Below are 16,573 nucleotides of genomic sequence, written 5' to 3'. Positions count from 1 at the left end.
GAGAATCAGTGGATCCCAAGAACCGCCTCAACGACGACGAGGACCGGGTCAACGCCAACATCGGCCGCGTGCGGGCGCGCAAGCACAGGCTTCGCGACGACCACGTGACCCTCGCCCACGGCGCCGGCGGCAAGGCGTCGGCGGCGCTGGTGGAGAACGTGTTCTGGGAGATCTTCGGCGGGGACGTCCTGCCCGACGGCGGGGACTCGGCCGTGCTTCCGCTGGCCGGGATTCTGGGGGAAGGCGCGGGTGCAGACGCCGCCGGTTCGCTCGCCATGTCCACCGACTCCTACGTGGTCAACCCCATCGAGTTCCCGGGCGGCGACATCGGCGAGCTCGCGGTCAACGGCACGGTCAACGACCTCGCGGTGGCCGGCGCGGTGCCGAAGGCGATCACCGCGGCGTTCGTGCTCGAGGAGGGCCTGCCCATCGACGTGCTGCGCCGCATCGTCGAGTCGATGGCGCGGGCGGCGGAGGCCGCGGGCGTGGCCATCGTCGCCGGCGACACGAAGGTGGTGCCGCGCGGGGCGTGCGACAAGTTGTACATCACCACCGCCGGCGTCGGCGTCGTGCCCACCGGCCGCCGCACCGGGTACGGGGAGATCGCGGAGGGCGACCGGATCATCGTGTCCGGCCCCATCGCCGATCACGGCATGGCGGTGATGATGGCCCGCGGCGACCTGGCCATCGAGGCCCCCATCCAGTCCGACACCCGCGCCGTCAACGGACTGGTGGAGGCGCTGTTCGCCGCGGTGCCCGACGTCCGTTTCCTGCGCGACGCCACGCGCGGCGGGTTGGCCACGGTCATGAACGAGCTGGCCCGCGGCTCCGGCAAGGGCATCGCGCTCGACGACGGCGCCATCGCGGTGCGCAACATGACCCGCGCCGCCTGCGACATGCTCGGCATCGACCCGTTGTACGTGGCCAACGAGGGCACGTTCACCGCCGTCGTGCCGGAAGGCTCCGCCGAGGCCGCCGTCGCCGCGCTCCACGACGCCGGTGCGCCGGAGGCCCGCGTCATCGGCCGCGTCGTCGCCGAGCCCGCCGCCTCCGTCGTGCTGGTCACCGGCTTCGGCGGCACGCGCATGGTGGACATGTTGGTCGGCGATCCGCTGCCGCGCATCTGCTAGCTCGGCTTTCTCCGGGCCGGGCCCGCTTTACGACGTTTCCCGCCCCGCACGCAGTCCCGCCATCGCCTGGCCCACGGCCAGACCGCCATCATTGGCGGGGACAACGCGGTGTTCCAGCAACGTCAGTCCACGGGCGGCGAGGTCGTCGCGCAGCGCGGACATGAGGATGCGGTTTAGGGCGCACCCGCCGGTGACTCCGACGATCGCCGTGTCCGCGGTCTCGGCCGCCAGCGCCATCCGTTCGCCGATGATCCGCGCCAGGCCGACGTGGAATCGCAGGGCGCGGACGGAGGATGAGTACTCGGGATGGGCCAGCTCCTGGAACAACTCGGGGATCGTCGTGGCGGTGGAGGTGGGGACGGTGGGAGAGGCGGCAAAATCGCTTTTCGCGTCCATCTCATCCAGCGCCGTCTGCGCCAGGTGCTCGAACTCCATGGCGGCCTGCGCCTCGTAGCTCACCGCGCCGTCGTCCCATTTCGCGCCGCATCCGGCGATGACGGCGGCGGTGTCGAAGATGCGGCCGAGCGACGTGGACTTCACCACGCCGACGCCGGCGGCCAGCTGCGATTCGAGCAGCGCCCGCTCGGTGGTGGCTTCGGCGGGGACTACGGCGTCGAGCGGCACATCGAGCCCCCACGACCGGGCGATGCACACCGCCGTCCGCCACGGCCTCTCCACCGACCGATCACCGCCGGCGAAGGCGAAGGCGGGCACATGCCACGTCCGCGACCAACTCCAAAGGTCGCCCCGGCTCCCGTCCTCGTCGCCGTCGTCGCAGCCCACGGTCAGAATCTCGCCGCCCCAGATCGTCCCGTCGGTGCCGTAACCGGTGCCGTCGAGCGCCGCGATCACCGCCGGCCCCTCCGCGATCCCATGCTCGGCGAGCAGCGCCAGCGCGTGCGCGTAATGGTGTTGGACGCCGAGCAGCTGGATCCCGCGCTCATCCCAGTACCGCTCCGCCCACGCGGTCGTCGCGTAGTCGGGGTGCAGGTCGTGGACGACGAGGTCCGGCGCGACCCGCCGCATCGCCAGCATCCGCTCGACCGACTCGCCGAACGTCGCCTGCGTCACCGCCGACCGCATGTCCCCGATGTGCGGCGACACGTGGGCCATGCCCGCGTCTCCGTCGTCCCCGCCATCGACGACGGCGAACGTGTTCTTCAGTTCACCTCCGACGGCGAGGATGTGCCGGGGCGAGGGGCCGTCGTCACGCGGGGACGGCAGGGGAAGCGGCAAGGGCGCGAAGCCGCGCGACCGCCGGACCGGACGCGCGCCGAGGAACACCGAATCCTCCACGGGCACGTGAATGCCGCGATCATGCAGCAGAAACGCGTCCGCGATGTGCGCGAGCCGCTCCCGCGCCGACGCGTTGTCGTGGCACAGCGCCTCGCCCGGCGGGTTGCCGGACGTGGCCACGAGCGGCTTGTCGACGAGAAGCTCGTGCAGCGGCGAATACGGCAACATCACCCCGACGTCGCCGAGGCCGGGCGCGACCGACGGGGCGAGTTCCGGCGCGGAGCCGGTGGCGTCGGGGCGCAGAGGCGCAATCACGATCGGGTGCGCCGGCGAGGTGAGCAGCGCCAGCTCGGTGTCCCCGAACTCGGCGAGGCGTTGGGCGGCCCCGGCGTCGGGGGCCATCACCGCGAAGGGCTTGGCGGGGCGGTGCTTGCGGCGGCGCAGCTCGGCGACGGCGTGCTCGTTGGCCGCGTCGCACATGAGGTGGAAGCCGCCGATGCCCTTCACCGCGAGGATCGCGCCGTCGTCGAGAAGCTCGCGGGCGCGCGCGATGGTGGCCGCCATGAATTCGGGGGAGCGGTCGGGTTCGGGAGTGGGAGCGCCGGGTTCTTCGAGCCACAGCCGCGGGCCGCAGTCGAAGCAGCTGATCGGCTGGGCGTGATGGCGGCGGTCGCCCGGGTCGGAGTACTCGGCGGCGCATGCCGGGCACAGGGGGAACTCGCGCATCGTGGTGTTCGGGCGGTCGTAGGGGACGTCCTCGATGATGGTCAGGCGCGGCCCGCAATTGACGCACGTGATGAACGGGTGGCCGAAGCGCCGGTTGCCCGGATCCCGCATCTCCGCGAGGCAGTCGGGGCAGGTGGCGACATCCGGCGGCAGCAACGTCGGCGCACCCTCGGCACGGCGGGATTCCAGGATTTCGAAGGCGGGTGCGGCATCGGCGTCGGAATCGTCGGCGCGGCCGCCGCGCACGGGCAGCTCGCGCACCTCGTGGCCGAGGATCCGCGCGAGCGGCGGGGCGTCGCCAAGCACCTGCGTGATGAAGGCGTCGACCTCCGCCGGCACGCCCTGGACCTCGATGAACACCTCGCGGTCGTCGTTGCCGCAGAACCCGGAGACGCGATGCCGGGCGGCGACGGCGGCGACGTGCGGGCGGAACCCCACGCCCTGGATCACGCCGCGCAGCAGGTGCTCCCGCCGGATTTCGCTCATGATGCGAGCTTAACGCCCACCCGAATCGCCTTGACAGGTGTTCCCCATCGGTTTCGCGGATGTGCCCAATCTAACTTCGGCGTTACCGCAGGTCGGGGGGTGTCACGCGGAAGCGGGCTACAAGTAACTCAAATCCGCGTCTAAGGTGGAGCATATGCACGAAGTGGCCTTGAGCATGCAGCTTGCGCGCATCGTCACCAAGGCCGCCGATAACCGAAAAGTCCTGGTCGTTCGGCTGGAAGTCGGCGCACTGCGTCAGGTGGTGCCCGACACTCTGGCCCATGCCTGGAGGTTCGTGGTCAAGGACACCAACCTCGGCGGTTCCCGTCTCGACGTCGATTGGAAACCGGTGGTGCTGGAATGCCCCGCCGGACACGTCGCGGAGCTGCCCGAGCCGTGGGGGTTCGACTGCCGGATCTGCGGGGAGCCGGCGAAAGTCGTGGGCGGCGAAGAGTTTCGGGTGCTGGACATCGAACTCGGTCCGACGACAGAGCCAACGCGGGAAAGAGCGTGAGATGGGTCGTTTCCACAGGCACGACGACGGCACGGTGCATGCGCATGACCATGGGGATCATCCGCACGAGCACCATCACCACCACGATCACGGGCACGGCCACGATCATGGCCATGCGCACGACCATGCGCACGATCTGAGCCACGTCGACGCCGACAGCGCCGAGCACGGTGACCACACCGGTTACGACACCGGCCGCGAGCGGGTGCTGATCCTCGAGGACATTTTCACGGAGAACGACGTCCGCGCCGCGGAAAACAGGGCGCTTTTCGACGATCACGGCGTCACCGCCATCAACGTGATGAGCTCGCCGGGCTCGGGCAAGACCGCCCTGCTCCGCCACGCGCTGGAGGACCTGCGGGGGAAGGTCCGGGTCGGGGTCATCGAGGGGGACATCGAGACGCCGCTCGACGCGGAGCGCCTGGAGGGCTTCGGCGCCCAGATTTCCCTGCTCAACACGGGCAACGGCTTCGGCGGCGAGTGCCACCTGGATGCGCCGATGATTTCCTCGGCGCTGAGGGGCCTGGATCTGGCGGAGCTGGACCTGGTGTTCATCGAGAACGTGGGCAACCTGGTGTGCCCGGCCGAGTTCGAGGTCGGCGAGCACCGGAAGATGATGGTCTACGCGGTGACGGAGGGCGAGGACAAGCCCCTGAAGTACCCGGTGATGTTCCGCTCGGTGGAGGCGGTGGCGGTGAACAAGATCGACCTGCTGCCGTACCTCGACTTCGACATGGACCTGTTCCTGGCGAACCTGCGCACGGTCAATCCGGACGCGAAGGTCTTCGAGGTCTCCGCCAAGACGGGCGAGGGCCTGGACGCGTGGCTGGGCTGGCTGCTCGAGGGGAAGGGCGACCGATGACCTCGGCAGCACGCGCGGCGAACCGCTTTGACACGACTTGCTCGACGACGAACCTGCGGGCGGAGACATCACCCGTACTTTTATGCGATGACGGGGGTGCGCACCGCCGATCGTGGTGCCGGTCCTCGGACTCTCTGTGGACTGGGAGGACACGGAAATGAACATCGGCCATGGCTGGCGGGGTGAGACGCTCGCCGAGAATCTGGAGAGGTCGGGCGTATCGCGCCGGGACTTCATGAAATTCTGCGGCGGGCTCGCCGCGATCTTCGCCGCGGGGACGCCCGCCATGGCCGGGGCTCAGGAGCTGACGCCGGCCGCGCAGGAGATCGCGGACAAGCTCGGCGCGGTGGAAAAGCCCAACGTGGTGTGGCTGCAGCTGCAGGAGTGCACCGGCTGCATGGAGTCGGTGCTGCGCTCGGGCGGGGCGACGGTGGAGGACCTGGTGCTCAATCGCCTGTCCATGCCGTACAACGAGCTGCTCATGGCGCCATCGGGGCATGCGGCGGAGAAGGCGCTGGACGACGCCAACGCGGAGCCGCACATCCTGGTGGTCAACGGTTCGGTGCCCATGAAGGACGACGGAATCTACTGCACCATCGGCGGCAAGTCCTCCGAGCAGGTGCTCATGGAGGCCGCGGAAAACGCCACCGCCATCCTGGCCGTGGGCGCGTGCGCGGTGTGGGGGTCGGTGCAGGCGGCGAAGCCGAACCCGACCGGCGCCGTCGGCATCGACGAGCTGATCAAGGACAAGCCGGTCATCAACGTCGCCGGCTGCCCGCCGATCGGCGAGGTGATCACCGCGACGATCACGTACATCCTCACCCACGGCGAGGCCCCGAAGGTCGACGCCGAGGGGCGCCCGCTGTTCGCATACGACCAGCGCATCCACGACTCCTGCCCGCGCCGCCCCCACTTCGACGCCGGCCAGTTCGTGCGCACCTTCGACGACGAGGCCGCCCGCAACGGCTGGTGCCTGTACGAGGTCGGCTGCAAGGGCCCGTCGACGTTCAGCCCGTGCCCGATCATCCAGTGGAACCTCAAGTCCGGTTGGCCGATCGGCCAGGGCCATCCGTGCATCGGCTGCACGGAGAAGGATTTCTTCGACAAGTTCACCCCGTTCTACGAGGAGCTGCCCAACGTCAGCGGCTTCGGCGTGGAATCCACCGCCGCGAAGCTGGGGCTCGGCGCCGTCGGCGTCGCGGCCGCGGGCGTGGCGGTGCATGCGGGCATCACGACGTTCAAGCAGATCGGCATTCGGCAGAAGTCCGGGGACGAGAGGGTGATCGCCAAGTTCGGCGAGGGCCCCGATGCGGGGTCGGCGGGACGCGCCGTCGACGCACACGACAACATGCCCGGCGACGTGACGGGAAAGGACAGCTAAATGGCCACCGAGAGACTCGTCATCGATCCGTTGACCCGCATCGAGGGTCACCTGCGCATCGAGTTGGAGCACGAGAACGGGAAGATCTCCGACGCGTGGAGCGAGACCACCATGTTCCGCGGCATCGAGGAGATCTGCCGCGGGCGCGACCCCCGCGACGTGTGGGCCTTCGTCGGCCGCATCTGCGGCGTGTGCACGGGCGTGCACTCGGTCGCCTCCGTCGTCGCGGTGGAAGACGCCATCGGCTCGAATCCGCCGCCGCAGGCCCGCCGCATCCGTGACCTGGTGCTGGGTTCGCAGGAGGTCCACGACCACGCGGTGCACTTCTACCACCTGCACGCCCTGGACTGGGTCAACGTGGTCTCGGCCGCGGAGGCCGACGTGGACAAGGCGCTGGAGTTCGCCAGGTCGATCGGTTCGACGTGGCGCGGCAACACCTTCGACAAGTTCACCAAGGTCAAGGAGACCCTCAACCAGGTCATCGAGTCCGGCCAGCTGTCGATCTTCACCGGCGGCTACTGGGAGCACCCCGACTACCGCCTGCCCGCCGAAGCCAACCTCATGGCGGTGTCGCACTACCTCGACGCCCTGGAGTTCCAGCGGTCGATCATCCGCATCAACACGGTCTTCGGCGGCAAGAACCCGCACCCGAACTTCCTCGTCGGCGGCATGGCCTGCTCGATCGACCCCGACAAGTCGGAGACGGTCAACCAGGTCCACCTGGACCAGGTCGAGACGTGGGTCGCCGAAATGGTCGAGTTCGTGCGCGATTGCTACTACCCGGACGCCGTGGCGATCATGGGCGCGTACAAGGACTACTTCGACATCGGCGCCGCCGCCCCGAATTTCCTGGCGGTGGGCATGGCCGGCGCGACGTACGCGGGCAATCCGGCGGAGTCGCGCGTCGAAACCGTGCACCCGGAGATCAAGCCCGGCGTCGTCCTCGACGGCGACTACTCGAAGGTCGTGCCCTTCGATCCGGAGAAAATCGAGGAGTTCGTCTCCTCGGCGTGGTTCACCTACGAGGACGGCGACGACAAGGGCCTGCACCCGCTGGTCGGCGAGACCACGGTCGAGTACACCGGCCCGAAGCCCCCGTACGACTGGTTGGGCGACGACGAGAAGTACACGTGGTCGAAGGCGCCGCGCTACGACGGCCGCGTCATCCAGGTCGGCCCCGTCGCGCGCGTCCTCAACGCGTACATCCAAGGCGAATCCCGGACCAAACAGCTCGTCGACGAAGCCGTCGGCAAGCTCGGCATTCGCATCGAGCAGATGAATTCCACGGCGGGACGCACCTACGCCCGCGCCGTGGAGGCGGTGACCACCGCGGAGTACATGGCCGACGTGGTCATGCCGCAGTTCGTCGACGGCATCCGCAACGGCGACATCGACGTCTTCGACGCGAGCAAGTGGGAGCCGTCGAGCTGGCCCGACGAATGCTCGGGCATGGCCTTCACCGAGGTCGCGCGCGGCATGCTCAGCCACTTCACGTCCATCAAGGACGGCAAGGTGTCCAACTACCAGGCGGTCGTGCCCACCACGTGGCTGGCCGGCGGCCGCGATCCGCAGGGCCGCCTCGGCCCGTACGAGGAGTCGCTGGCCAACGGGCATCCGCTGGCGGACCCGGAGCAGCCGCTGGAGCCTATCCGCACGATCCACTCCTTCGACCCCTGCATGTCCTGCGCGGTGCACGTGCTGGACCCGGAGGGGACGGAGATCTTCAAGACGGTGACGTCATGACCGCGCCAGACAAGACGCCCGACAAGACCCCCGACCTCGGCCGCGAGGCGGAGGCGATGTCCGCCGATTCGATGCGGGAGCCGGGCGAGCCCCGCCGCATGGTCGACGGCGACGAGTACGTCCGCATCGATCTGTGGTCGGTGGGCCTGCGCTTCCAGCATTGGGCGTCGGTGCTGCTCATCGTGGTGATGTCGGCGACGGGCTGGTACATCATGGACCCGTTCTTCGGACCCGACGCGGCGTCGGCCGCGGCCTCGGGTGAGACGGGCTACCTGATGGGCATCATCCGCACGATCCACATCACGGCCGGTTTCCTGTGGTGCGGCGTGGCCCTGGCGCGCCTGTTCATGCTGTTCTTCGCGCGCGGCAAGCAGTCGCGGTGGAAGGCGCTGTCCCCGTTCCATTCGAAGGCGGACCTCAAGGGCCTGTGGGACGTCACGCTGTACTACGCGTTCCTGAAGAAGCACGCCCCGCTGTACATCGCCCACAATCCGCTGCAGCAGCTGTCCTACACCGGCATTTACGTGATGTGCCTGCTGCAGCTGCTCACGGGCCTGGCCTTGTACGGGCTGTACGACCAGTCGAATTGGTTCCTCATGGTGCTGTCGTACCCGATCCACTGGTTTGGCATCCCGATCATCCGGCTGGTCCACGCGGTGCTGATGTTCCTGATCTGGGTGTTCGTGGTCATCCACGTGTACCTGGCGGCGCGGTCGGACGTCGTGGAGAAGCACGGCGGCATTTCCTCCATGATCAACGGCGGCATGTGGCTGCACCGCGACGCGAAGCCCGTCGACGGCGAGCGCGTCGGACCTCCCGAGAAGGCGGACCGCAAGGGCCGCCGTTTCCGGTGGGCGCGCGCGAACCGGTGGACGGCGAAGTGAGCGAACTCAATGGCCCGGCGATCACGGTCCTGGGCGTCGGCAACGCCGTCATGGGCGACGACGCCGCCGGACTGGAGATCCTGCGCCTGCTCAAGGCGCGGGTCGCGGGCGGCTCCGGCAACTCGCCCGCCCCGGTCGACGTCGACGCCCTCGTCCCGCTGGCCAGTGCGTCGGCGTCGCCGTCGGTGCCGGGCGGTCTGGGGCTTTACGACGCCCACGTCACCCCCGCTTCGGCCACCGCCACGGACATCGCCGCGGGCCCCGGCGGCCGCATCGGCGACGTCGCGTTCGTGGAGGGCGGCACTTCCGGCCTGGAGCTGGTGGGCGTCGTCGGCGAGGCGCGCAAGCTGCTGGTCCTCGACGGCCTGACGGGGCCGGGGGAGCCCGGTGACGTGGTGGTGCTGGAAGGCGACCAGGTGCCGAGGCTGCTCAGCTCGAAGCTGTCGCCCCACCAGGTGGGCCTGCTCGATCTGCTGGCCACGGCGCGACTGCTGGGCCACGAGCCGGAGCACGTCGGTGTCGTCGGCGTGGTGTGCTCCAGCGCGGAGCTCGAGGTGCGCCTGACCCCCGAGGTCGCCGCCGGCCTGCCCGCCGCCGTCGACGCCGCCGAGGAAGTGCTGTCGCGATGGGCCGCGAGCTAGGTTTCCACGTCCACTTCCCGTATCGCGAACTCCCGCCCGTGCCGCAGGTCCGCGGTGGGGGCGCCGCATTCGGGGCAGGCGAGGGCGAAGAATTCGTCGATTTCGCGTTCCGCCTCGCACGCCGGGCACCACACGGTGGCGGCGATGACCTCGACTTCCAGGTCCGCGCCCTCGCACACGGTGCCGCCGGCGGCCAACGGCCACGCGGCGTACAGGGCGTCCTCGATGACCCCGGCGCGGGTGCCCACGTCGAGGGCCACGCGCCGCACGCGCCGGCCGCTCGCCGCATCGACGATGACCTCGACCACGCCCGACAGGAGCCCCAATTCATGCATGCCCCAAGTGTGGCACGGAGTCGATCTGTGAAAGCGTTGATCCCATGAGCGAGACCATTCACCTGGACCAGCTGGTCGACCCGTTCGAGGCGAAGGTCGTCGTCGTCCGCGACGGCGCCGGGTCGATCGTCGACGCCCGGTTCGACCTCGCCGGCCTGCCGCGCCTGGACCCGATGCTCGTGGGCAAGGACGTCGCGGGCGTGCCGGACCTGGTGAAGATGCTCTGCGGCATCTGCCCCGTCGCCCACCACCTCGCGGGCGTCGCGGCGCTGGAGTCGCTGGCGGGCATCGCCCCGGACGATCTGCCGCGGCCGGTGCGCGATCAGCGCCTGCTGCTGCACCACGGCAGCGTCCTCGATTCACTGGCCTCCCGCTTCATCGGCCGTGACCGCGATCTCGCCGTGCGCCTGCGCCGCCTGGGCAAGCTGGCCATGAAGGCGGCGGGTGCGCCGGGCCATTTCCCCGACGTCGCCGTCCCCGGCGGCGTGCGCGTCCCCGTCGATGCGGAGGCCCTCGCCGAGCTTGCGGCACAGCTTCCTTTGCTTGACGACGATCTGGCCTCCCTCCTCCTCGACCTCCCCTCATCGGCGGCCGGGGCATCGTCCGGCGCACGCTTCGATGGCCTCGACGTCGCCGTCGTCGATGCCCGCGGAAAGCTCGATCCCCTCGGCGGCTACGTGGGGCTCATTGGTGAAGCCGGCAACGGTGGCGGCGTCGACGAAGCCACGCCCGCCTCCGAGTGGGCGCCCCGGGTGAAAGAGACCCGCCCCGGCGCCCCGGATCCTCGCCCCGTCATCGAGCTGGAGGCGACGAACGGCAGTGGAACCCGCGCATGGAACTACCGCGTCGGCCCGATCTCGCGGGCGCGGTTCCGGGAGGCGGGCGCGGCCACCAACGATCCCTTCGAGGCGCAGCTGCTCACGCTCTCGGATTCGGTTGCGGCGCTGATGGGTCTGGCGGAGGCTCTGGCCGAAGGTTCGTCGGGTGCCTCCGAAGCGAGCACGGCGGATGCGGGGACGTGGGCGTCGTCAAGCATGAGGGCGGGGACCGGGATCGGCGTGGTCGACGGGCCGCGCGGACTGCTCGCGCACGAGTATGCGGTGGATGAGGCGGGGACGGTGACGAGCTGCCGGATCCTCACTCCGACCGCCCAGAACGAGGGGTGGCTCGCCGGGATGCTGCGCGCGTCGCTGGCCGCGGCCGGCGACGGGGACAAGGAGGCGTGGGCCGAGTCGGCGATTCGGGCGGCGGATCCGTGCCTGCCGTGCACCTCGGCACCCGAGGGCGGGATGGGCGTTAAGTTGGAGGACGAGCAGAAGGAAGGCGGCCGCTGACATGTGCATCGGGATTCCGGGCAAGATCCTGGCCATCCGCGAGGGGCTGATGCCCATGGCCGACCTCGACTTCGGCGGCACCGCCCGCGAATGCTGCCTGGCCTACGTGCCGGAGGCGCGGGTGGGCGACTACGTGCTCATCCAGAACGGGTTCGCCATGGACGTCATCGACGAGCCGTCGGCGCGGGCGTCGTTGGAGGCGATCGCGGAATTGGGTCTTGCACCTGACCCTGCGTCAGGTGATTGAGTTCGGTTCATGCGAGACACGACCCACGACGGCGACGGCACCGAGCTGACCATCGGCGAGGCCGCCGAGCTGCTCGGGATCACCGTGCGGGCGCTGCGGCATTGGGAGTCGATCGACCTGCTGGTGCCGTCGTGGCGGACGCTCGGCGGCCACCGGCTCTACGTCGACGCCGACCTGGAACGCGCGCAGCGGATCCTGGTGTACCGGGAAATCGGCCTTCCGCTCGCGGAGGTCCGTGAGCTGGTCGACGGCGGCGGCGATGCCCGTGAGCACCTGGAGCGCCAGCGGCGTTTATTGACGGAGCGCGCCTCGTATCTGCGCCGGATGATCGGCGCAGTCGACGAGATGTTGGAGGAGATGACCGTGTCCAAGAACGGCAAGAACGACAAGAAGATGGATCCCCGCGCGGCGGCCGAGAAGTTCGGCGGCGGCTGGCGCCAGGACTACGCCGACGAGGCGGAGGAGCGCTGGGGCGGCACCGAGGCCTGGGCGCAGTCCCAGGAGGCCAACGCCAACCGCACCGAGGGCGATTGGGCGCAGATGTTCGCCGAGCAGGAGCAGATCGTCGCCACAATCGCCGGCGCCGTCGAAGACGGCACCGACCCGGATTCGGAGCTGGGGCGCGAGGTGTCCGCGATGCACCGTGCGGGCATCGCGAAGCACTACGACTGCACCCACGGCCGGCAGGTGCTGCTGGCCCGGATGTACCTGGCCGACGAGCGTTTCCAGAAGTCCTACGGCGGAGAGGAGCCGACGAAGTGGCTGGTCGCGGCCATCGAGGCCGACGCCCGAGCGAATGGCGTCGATCCCGACGACGCTTCCTGGGATTGACCCCTCGGGCCGATTCCCGCCCGGCTCCGCCGCGGATCGCCTACCCTCGCGGGCATGAGCGAAAAGCACCACGACCCCGTCACGGACCTTCCGGACGGGGTCGACGCCGATTCCGTCCGCCCGCGCGTGGTCATCGTCCACGGATTCAACGGCTACCCGGCCAAGCACTGGTTCCCGTGGCTGGCCTCCGAGCTGGTCGGGGAGGGTTTCCCCGTCACCCGCGTGGCGTTGCCCGAGCCGACGCGGCCGGACCCGGGGGCGTGGGCGGCGGCGCTGGCAGAGCAGGCCGGCACGTTGGACGGGGCCGTGGTGGTCGCCCACTCCCTCGGCTGCATCACCGTGCTGTCGCATCTGGAGCAGCACCCGGAGCAGCGGCCGCGCGGCCTGGTTCTCGTCGCCGGTTTCGACGCGCCGGTGGCGGCGCTGCCGGAGCTCGACGACTACATTGGCGACGGCGTGGGCACCGAGGAGCTGCTGCCGAGGCTCGGCGAGGTGGCGGTGGTCATGTCCGACGGCGACCACATCGTGCCCAACGCCGACACCGCGGCGATGGCGAAGAGGCTCGGCGTCGAACCAACTGTCGTCCCCGGCGCGAAGCACTTCCTGTACTCCGACGGCGTGACCGAGGTGCCCGAGGTCCGCGACGCCGCGCTGCGGATCCTGTCGGAGTAGCAGAAGCAACCCTGATGCTCCAGCTCACCCGCACCGCCGCCCGTGCCGCCCGGTGCCGGGCGCAGCTGCTCACCGCCAAGGATCGCGCCGCCGATCCCGTGTCCGCCGTGCGCCACATGCTGGCCATGCAGGCTCAGAACGCGAAGGCGGCGCGGTGGGCGGTGGGCATCCGCACGAAGAGCGCGAAGTATTCGGACGTACAGGCCGCGTTGGAATCCGGCGCGCTGATCCGCACGTGGCCCATGCGCGGCACGCACCACGTCATGGCCGCCGAAGACGTCTCCTGGCTGACGGGCCTGTGTTCTCACCGGGCGCGCTCAGGCGTGGAGAAGCGCCGCGCGGCCCTGGGGCTCACGCTCGACGACGTGCTCCGGGCGGGCGCCGCCCTGGTCGAGGCCGCCACCGACCCCGAACGACTGCCCGAACCCGTCGCCGAGAAGGCCGTCCCCTTCGTCGGCCCGAGAGGTGCCGCGGTCGCGTTGACAAGGGACGGCGTGCGCGAGCTGTGGGCGACGGTCGGCATCGATTCGTCGTCGAGCCGCGGCTCCCACATGCTGCGTTTCCTGTGCGAGGAACGCGTCCTGGTGCAGGGCCCGCCGGTCGGCACCGCGGACACCTTCACCGCGTTCGAGGCGTGGGTGCCGGCGGCCGACGACGGTGCCGACGACGTAGAGACCGATGAATTGCTGCGCCGGCTCGTCGTCAAGCATCTGCGTGGCCGGGGACCGGCGAAGGTCTCCGACATCGCCTGGTGGTCGGGGCACACGAATGCCACCATCCGGCGGGCGGTGGCCATCGCGGGCGACGCGGTGGCGGAGGTGTCGGTGGCGGGGGAGCGGTACCTGATGCTCGCCGAGGACGCCGAAATCGCCGCCGCGAACCCGAGGGCCCGGTCGCCGCGCGGGCCGATCGCGCTGCCCGCGTTCGACGAGTATCTGCTGGGGTACGGGGACCGGACGCTCGTGCTGGACAAGGACGCGGAGCCGGAGCTGTTCGCGCTGATCGGGCCGACCATCAACGGGCTGGTCAACCGGGCGACGATGAAGGCCGGGCGGATCGTCGGCACGTGGGACGACGCGCACCCGGCCGCGGGGGACTACCTGAAATTCGCGGGTCGTTGATGAATCCGAGGCGCCCGTCGATGTATGAAGAGCCGAGCATGCGGCCTTTGCGAAAAAGGGGCACCCGGAGAACCGGGTGCCCCTCTTCGCGTGCTCGGGAGCGAGCTGGTCGGCGAACTAGATGTCGCGCACCGTGCCCGTGAAGTGCGGGCGCCGCTTCTTGCGGTCCCACGCGACGATGTCGGTGCCGCCGCGGCCCTCGCCGTCGACGACCTCGCCGGCGCGGGTGATGGCGACCATCACCGTCGCCGGCACGATGACCGGCGCGGCGAACTCGATGTGGAACTCGAACGGGGCGCCGCCCGGCACATCGGACTCCGCCAGCGCACGTGAGGCGGTGTACATGCCGTGGGCCACGACGCCGGGCATGCCCAGCGCCTTCGCCGTCAGGCCCGTCACGTGGATCGGGTTCCAGTCGCCGGAGACCTTCGCCCACGTGCGGCCGATGGAACCGGGGATCCGCCACTGCGCCGTCGGGCGCGGCACCTTGAACCGCGGGCGTTTCGACGAACCGGCCGACTCGGCGAGCGGCTCGACGTCGTCAAGCTTCTTGCCCTTGGCCAGGTACACCGAGGTCTCCTCGACGAGGACCTCGCCATCGCGCGACACGGTCGACTCGTGCACGATCTCCGTGCCGGAGCGGTGCGCGCGGAAACCCGCCACGCGGACCTCCACGTCGACGTCCGAGCCCACCGGAACCGGCTTGATCTGGCGGTACGTGTTGGACGTGTGGATGAGGCCCATCATGGGCAGCGGGAAATCATCGGCCGCCATGAGCTCCATCTGCAGCGGCATGATCAGCGCGTGGACGTGGCCGAAGAACGCGCCGTTGGCCACGTGATCGATCGGCGGGGCGCCGGCGACGCGGCGGAACTCCTCGTCGCGCGACGCGGAGACCTTCACGCCCTTGACGGCCAGGGCCGGGGTCTTCAGGTTCGACGTGCGGTTCGAGCGCTTTCCGCCCGTGGCGGCCTTCGCGTACAGCGGCACCAGTGACGGGACGGAGGACAGGACTTTCGCTTCAGTCATGCCGGCGCCCCCTACTGGCCCACGATGTTCTGGCCGCACACGCGCAGAACCTCGCCGTTGACGCCCAGCGCGCGGTCGGAGACCAGGAATGAGATCGCCTGCGCGACGTCGCCCGGCTGGCCGCCCTGCTGCAGCGAGTTCACGCGGCGCGCGACCTGGCGGTTGACGAACGGGATCGACGCGGTCATGTCGGTCTCGATGAAGCCCGGGGCGACGGCGTTGATGTTGCCGCCGAGCTTGGCCACGCGGTCGGCGGTGGCCTCGACCATGCCGATCACGCCGGCCTTCGAGGTGGCGTAGTTGGTCTGGCCGCGGTTGCCCGCGATGCCCGACGTCGACGACATGGTGGCGATGCGCGGGGAGTTCTGGAACGCCTCGTGCGCCAGCAGCTGCTCGTTCATGGTCAGCTGCGCCTCGATGTTGACGGCGATGACCGAGCCCCACTTGGCCTCGTCCATGTTCGCCAGCATCTTGTCGCGGGTGATGCCCGCGTTGTGCACCACGATGTCGAGCTTGCCGAAGCGCTGCTTCGCGGCGTCGGCGATGCGGTTGCCGGCGTCCTCGGCGGTGATGTCGAGCTGCAGGGCCAGGCCGCCGAGCTCGTTGGCAACCTTCGCCAGCGCGTCGCCGGCCGGCGGCACGTCGATGACGATGACGTCGGCGCCGTCGGCCTTCATCTGGCGGGCGATGGCCGCGCCGATGCCGCGGGCGGAACCGGTGATCGCGGCGACCTTGCCGGCCAGCGGCTTGTCCCAGTCGGCGGGGATCTCACCGGCGTCGGAGGACACCGTGAGGAACTGGCCGTCGACGAACGCCGAGCGGCCCGACAGGAAGAAGTGCAGCGAGGCGACGACCGACGGGGCGGTGACGTCGACGCCGTCGTGGACGAGGATGCCGTTGGCGGTGGAGCCGCCGCGGACCTCGTGGCCCATCGAGCGCACCAGGCCCTCGGCACCGCCGCGGGCGGCGTTGACGGCGACGTCCTCAGCCGACCCCGAGCCCTCGCCGTGCTCCGCCTTCGCGCGGGAGATGACGATGAAACGGCCGCCCTTGTCGAGCTTGCGCAGGTGCTTCGCCGCATTGAGCACCGGCTCCTGCAGATCCTTCGGGCGCGCGGCCTCGGTGACGACGACCACGATCGCGCCGACCTTGTCGTCGCCGGCCTGGTCGCGCCGGACGTTGAGGTCCCAGTCGCCGAGCTGCTTTGCGACGGCGTCGGCGTCGGAACCGGATCCGGTCACGAGCACCTTGTCGTTCTTCAGCAGCGGGTCGCCCGGCTTGTGGCGGCGCAGGTGCGGGGGCTGGGGAAGGCCGAGGGACTTGGCGACGCCCGTGAGCGGACCGCCGGTGACCAGTTCCTGGTACTTGTCTGCCATGTCAGATTCTCCTAGATGGTGTGTT

Annotated in this window: 16 protein-coding genes; 12 read left to right on the top strand and 4 right to left on the bottom strand. The window is 70.0% G+C overall.

What is annotated here, in order from left to right; genetic code table 11:
* Window positions 1-8: 8 nt before the first annotated feature.
* Window positions 9-1,130, top strand: a complete 1,122-nt coding sequence (gene hypE, locus CX1_RS05930; protein WP_082719160.1) for a hydrogenase expression/formation protein HypE — start codon at window positions 9-11, stop codon at window positions 1,128-1,130.
* 27 nt (window positions 1,131-1,157) lie between these two features.
* Here hypE and hypF read toward each other — a convergent pair whose 3' ends face one another.
* Window positions 1,158-3,578, bottom strand: coding sequence for a carbamoyltransferase HypF (hypF, locus tag CX1_RS05925; protein WP_046650231.1), 2,421 nt, complete (start codon window positions 3,576-3,578; stop codon window positions 1,158-1,160).
* Window positions 3,579-3,732: 154 nt separating this feature from the next.
* On the opposite strand from hypF, the gene CX1_RS05920 reads away from it, so the two are divergent.
* The 6 genes from CX1_RS05920 (at window position 3,733) to CX1_RS05895 (ending at window position 9,603) form a co-directional block, all read left to right on the top strand.
* The gene (locus CX1_RS05920; RefSeq protein WP_046650255.1) at window positions 3,733-4,092 is read left to right on the top strand and encodes a hydrogenase maturation nickel metallochaperone HypA; all 360 of its coding nucleotides are present in this window, start codon (window positions 3,733-3,735) and stop codon (window positions 4,090-4,092) included.
* A gap of 1 nt (window position 4,093) precedes the next feature.
* The gene (gene hypB / locus CX1_RS05915) at window positions 4,094-4,954 is read left to right on the top strand and encodes a hydrogenase nickel incorporation protein HypB (RefSeq protein ID WP_046650230.1); all 861 of its coding nucleotides are present in this window, start codon (window positions 4,094-4,096) and stop codon (window positions 4,952-4,954) included.
* 157 nt (window positions 4,955-5,111) lie between these two features.
* On the top strand, window positions 5,112-6,335 hold the full coding sequence (locus CX1_RS05910) for a hydrogenase small subunit (protein WP_046650254.1): 1,224 nt from the start codon (window positions 5,112-5,114) through the stop codon (window positions 6,333-6,335).
* Window positions 6,336-8,078 carry a nickel-dependent hydrogenase large subunit gene (locus tag CX1_RS05905; RefSeq protein ID WP_046650229.1) on the top strand — a complete coding sequence of 581 codons (1,743 nt, stop codon included), beginning with the start codon at window positions 6,336-6,338 and terminating at the stop codon, window positions 8,076-8,078.
* On the top strand, window positions 8,075-8,962 hold the full coding sequence (cybH, locus tag CX1_RS05900; RefSeq protein ID WP_052753154.1) for a Ni/Fe-hydrogenase, b-type cytochrome subunit: 888 nt from the start codon (window positions 8,075-8,077) through the stop codon (window positions 8,960-8,962). Before CX1_RS05905 ends, cybH begins: the two co-directional genes overlap by 4 nt.
* Window positions 8,959-9,603: a hydrogenase maturation protease gene (locus CX1_RS05895; RefSeq protein WP_146780720.1), complete on the top strand. Its 645-nt coding sequence runs from the start codon at window positions 8,959-8,961 to the stop codon at window positions 9,601-9,603. The genes cybH and CX1_RS05895 overlap by 4 nt, the downstream gene beginning before the upstream one ends.
* Here the strand turns inward: CX1_RS05895 and CX1_RS05890 are convergent.
* Complete coding sequence (locus CX1_RS05890) at window positions 9,600-9,938, bottom strand: hydrogenase maturation nickel metallochaperone HypA/HybF (RefSeq protein ID WP_046650228.1); 339 nt, start codon at window positions 9,936-9,938, stop codon at window positions 9,600-9,602. The genes CX1_RS05895 and CX1_RS05890 overlap by 4 nt on opposite strands.
* A 44-nt stretch (window positions 9,939-9,982) precedes the next feature.
* Here CX1_RS05890 and CX1_RS05885 point away from each other — a divergent pair, with 44 nt between their 5' ends.
* The 5 genes from CX1_RS05885 to CX1_RS05865 are packed head-to-tail and all read left to right on the top strand — an operon-like array spanning window position 9,983 to window position 14,143.
* Window positions 9,983-11,272 (top strand): hypothetical protein, encoded by a 1,290-nt coding sequence (locus CX1_RS05885; protein WP_046650227.1) that lies wholly within the window; start codon window positions 9,983-9,985, stop codon window positions 11,270-11,272.
* A 1-nt stretch (window position 11,273) separates the two neighbouring features.
* Window positions 11,274-11,519 carry a HypC/HybG/HupF family hydrogenase formation chaperone gene (locus CX1_RS05880; RefSeq protein WP_046650226.1) on the top strand — a complete coding sequence of 82 codons (246 nt, stop codon included), beginning with the start codon at window positions 11,274-11,276 and terminating at the stop codon, window positions 11,517-11,519.
* Window positions 11,520-11,528: 9 nt separating this feature from the next.
* Entirely contained in the window at window positions 11,529-12,350 is an 822-nt protein-coding gene (locus CX1_RS05875; protein WP_046650225.1) for a MerR family transcriptional regulator, read from the top strand.
* Window positions 12,351-12,404: 54 nt separating this feature from the next.
* Window positions 12,405-13,022: an RBBP9/YdeN family alpha/beta hydrolase gene (locus CX1_RS05870; RefSeq protein WP_082719159.1), complete on the top strand. Its 618-nt coding sequence runs from the start codon at window positions 12,405-12,407 to the stop codon at window positions 13,020-13,022.
* 14 nt (window positions 13,023-13,036) lie between these two features.
* Window positions 13,037-14,143 carry a winged helix DNA-binding domain-containing protein gene (locus CX1_RS05865; protein ID WP_046650224.1) on the top strand — a complete coding sequence of 369 codons (1,107 nt, stop codon included), beginning with the start codon at window positions 13,037-13,039 and terminating at the stop codon, window positions 14,141-14,143.
* A 117-nt stretch (window positions 14,144-14,260) separates the two neighbouring features.
* Here the strand turns inward: CX1_RS05865 and CX1_RS05860 are convergent, their stop codons facing one another.
* Together CX1_RS05860 and CX1_RS05855 are read right to left on the bottom strand one after the other, a co-directional pair.
* Window positions 14,261-15,172: a MaoC/PaaZ C-terminal domain-containing protein gene (locus CX1_RS05860; protein WP_060925399.1), complete on the bottom strand. Its 912-nt coding sequence runs from the start codon at window positions 15,170-15,172 to the stop codon at window positions 14,261-14,263.
* 11 nt (window positions 15,173-15,183) lie between these two features.
* Window positions 15,184-16,548, bottom strand: coding sequence for a 3-oxoacyl-ACP reductase (locus tag CX1_RS05855; RefSeq protein WP_060925398.1), 1,365 nt, complete (start codon window positions 16,546-16,548; stop codon window positions 15,184-15,186).
* Window positions 16,549-16,573 lie beyond the last annotated feature (25 nt).

The sequence above is a fragment of the Corynebacterium xerosis NBRC 16721 = ATCC 373 genome, from assembly GCF_001552415.1.
GTDB lineage: Bacteria > Actinomycetota > Actinomycetes > Mycobacteriales > Mycobacteriaceae > Corynebacterium > Corynebacterium xerosis.
Note: the sequence above shows the minus strand (reverse complement) of the source record. Positions and strands in the feature narration are given on the sequence as shown.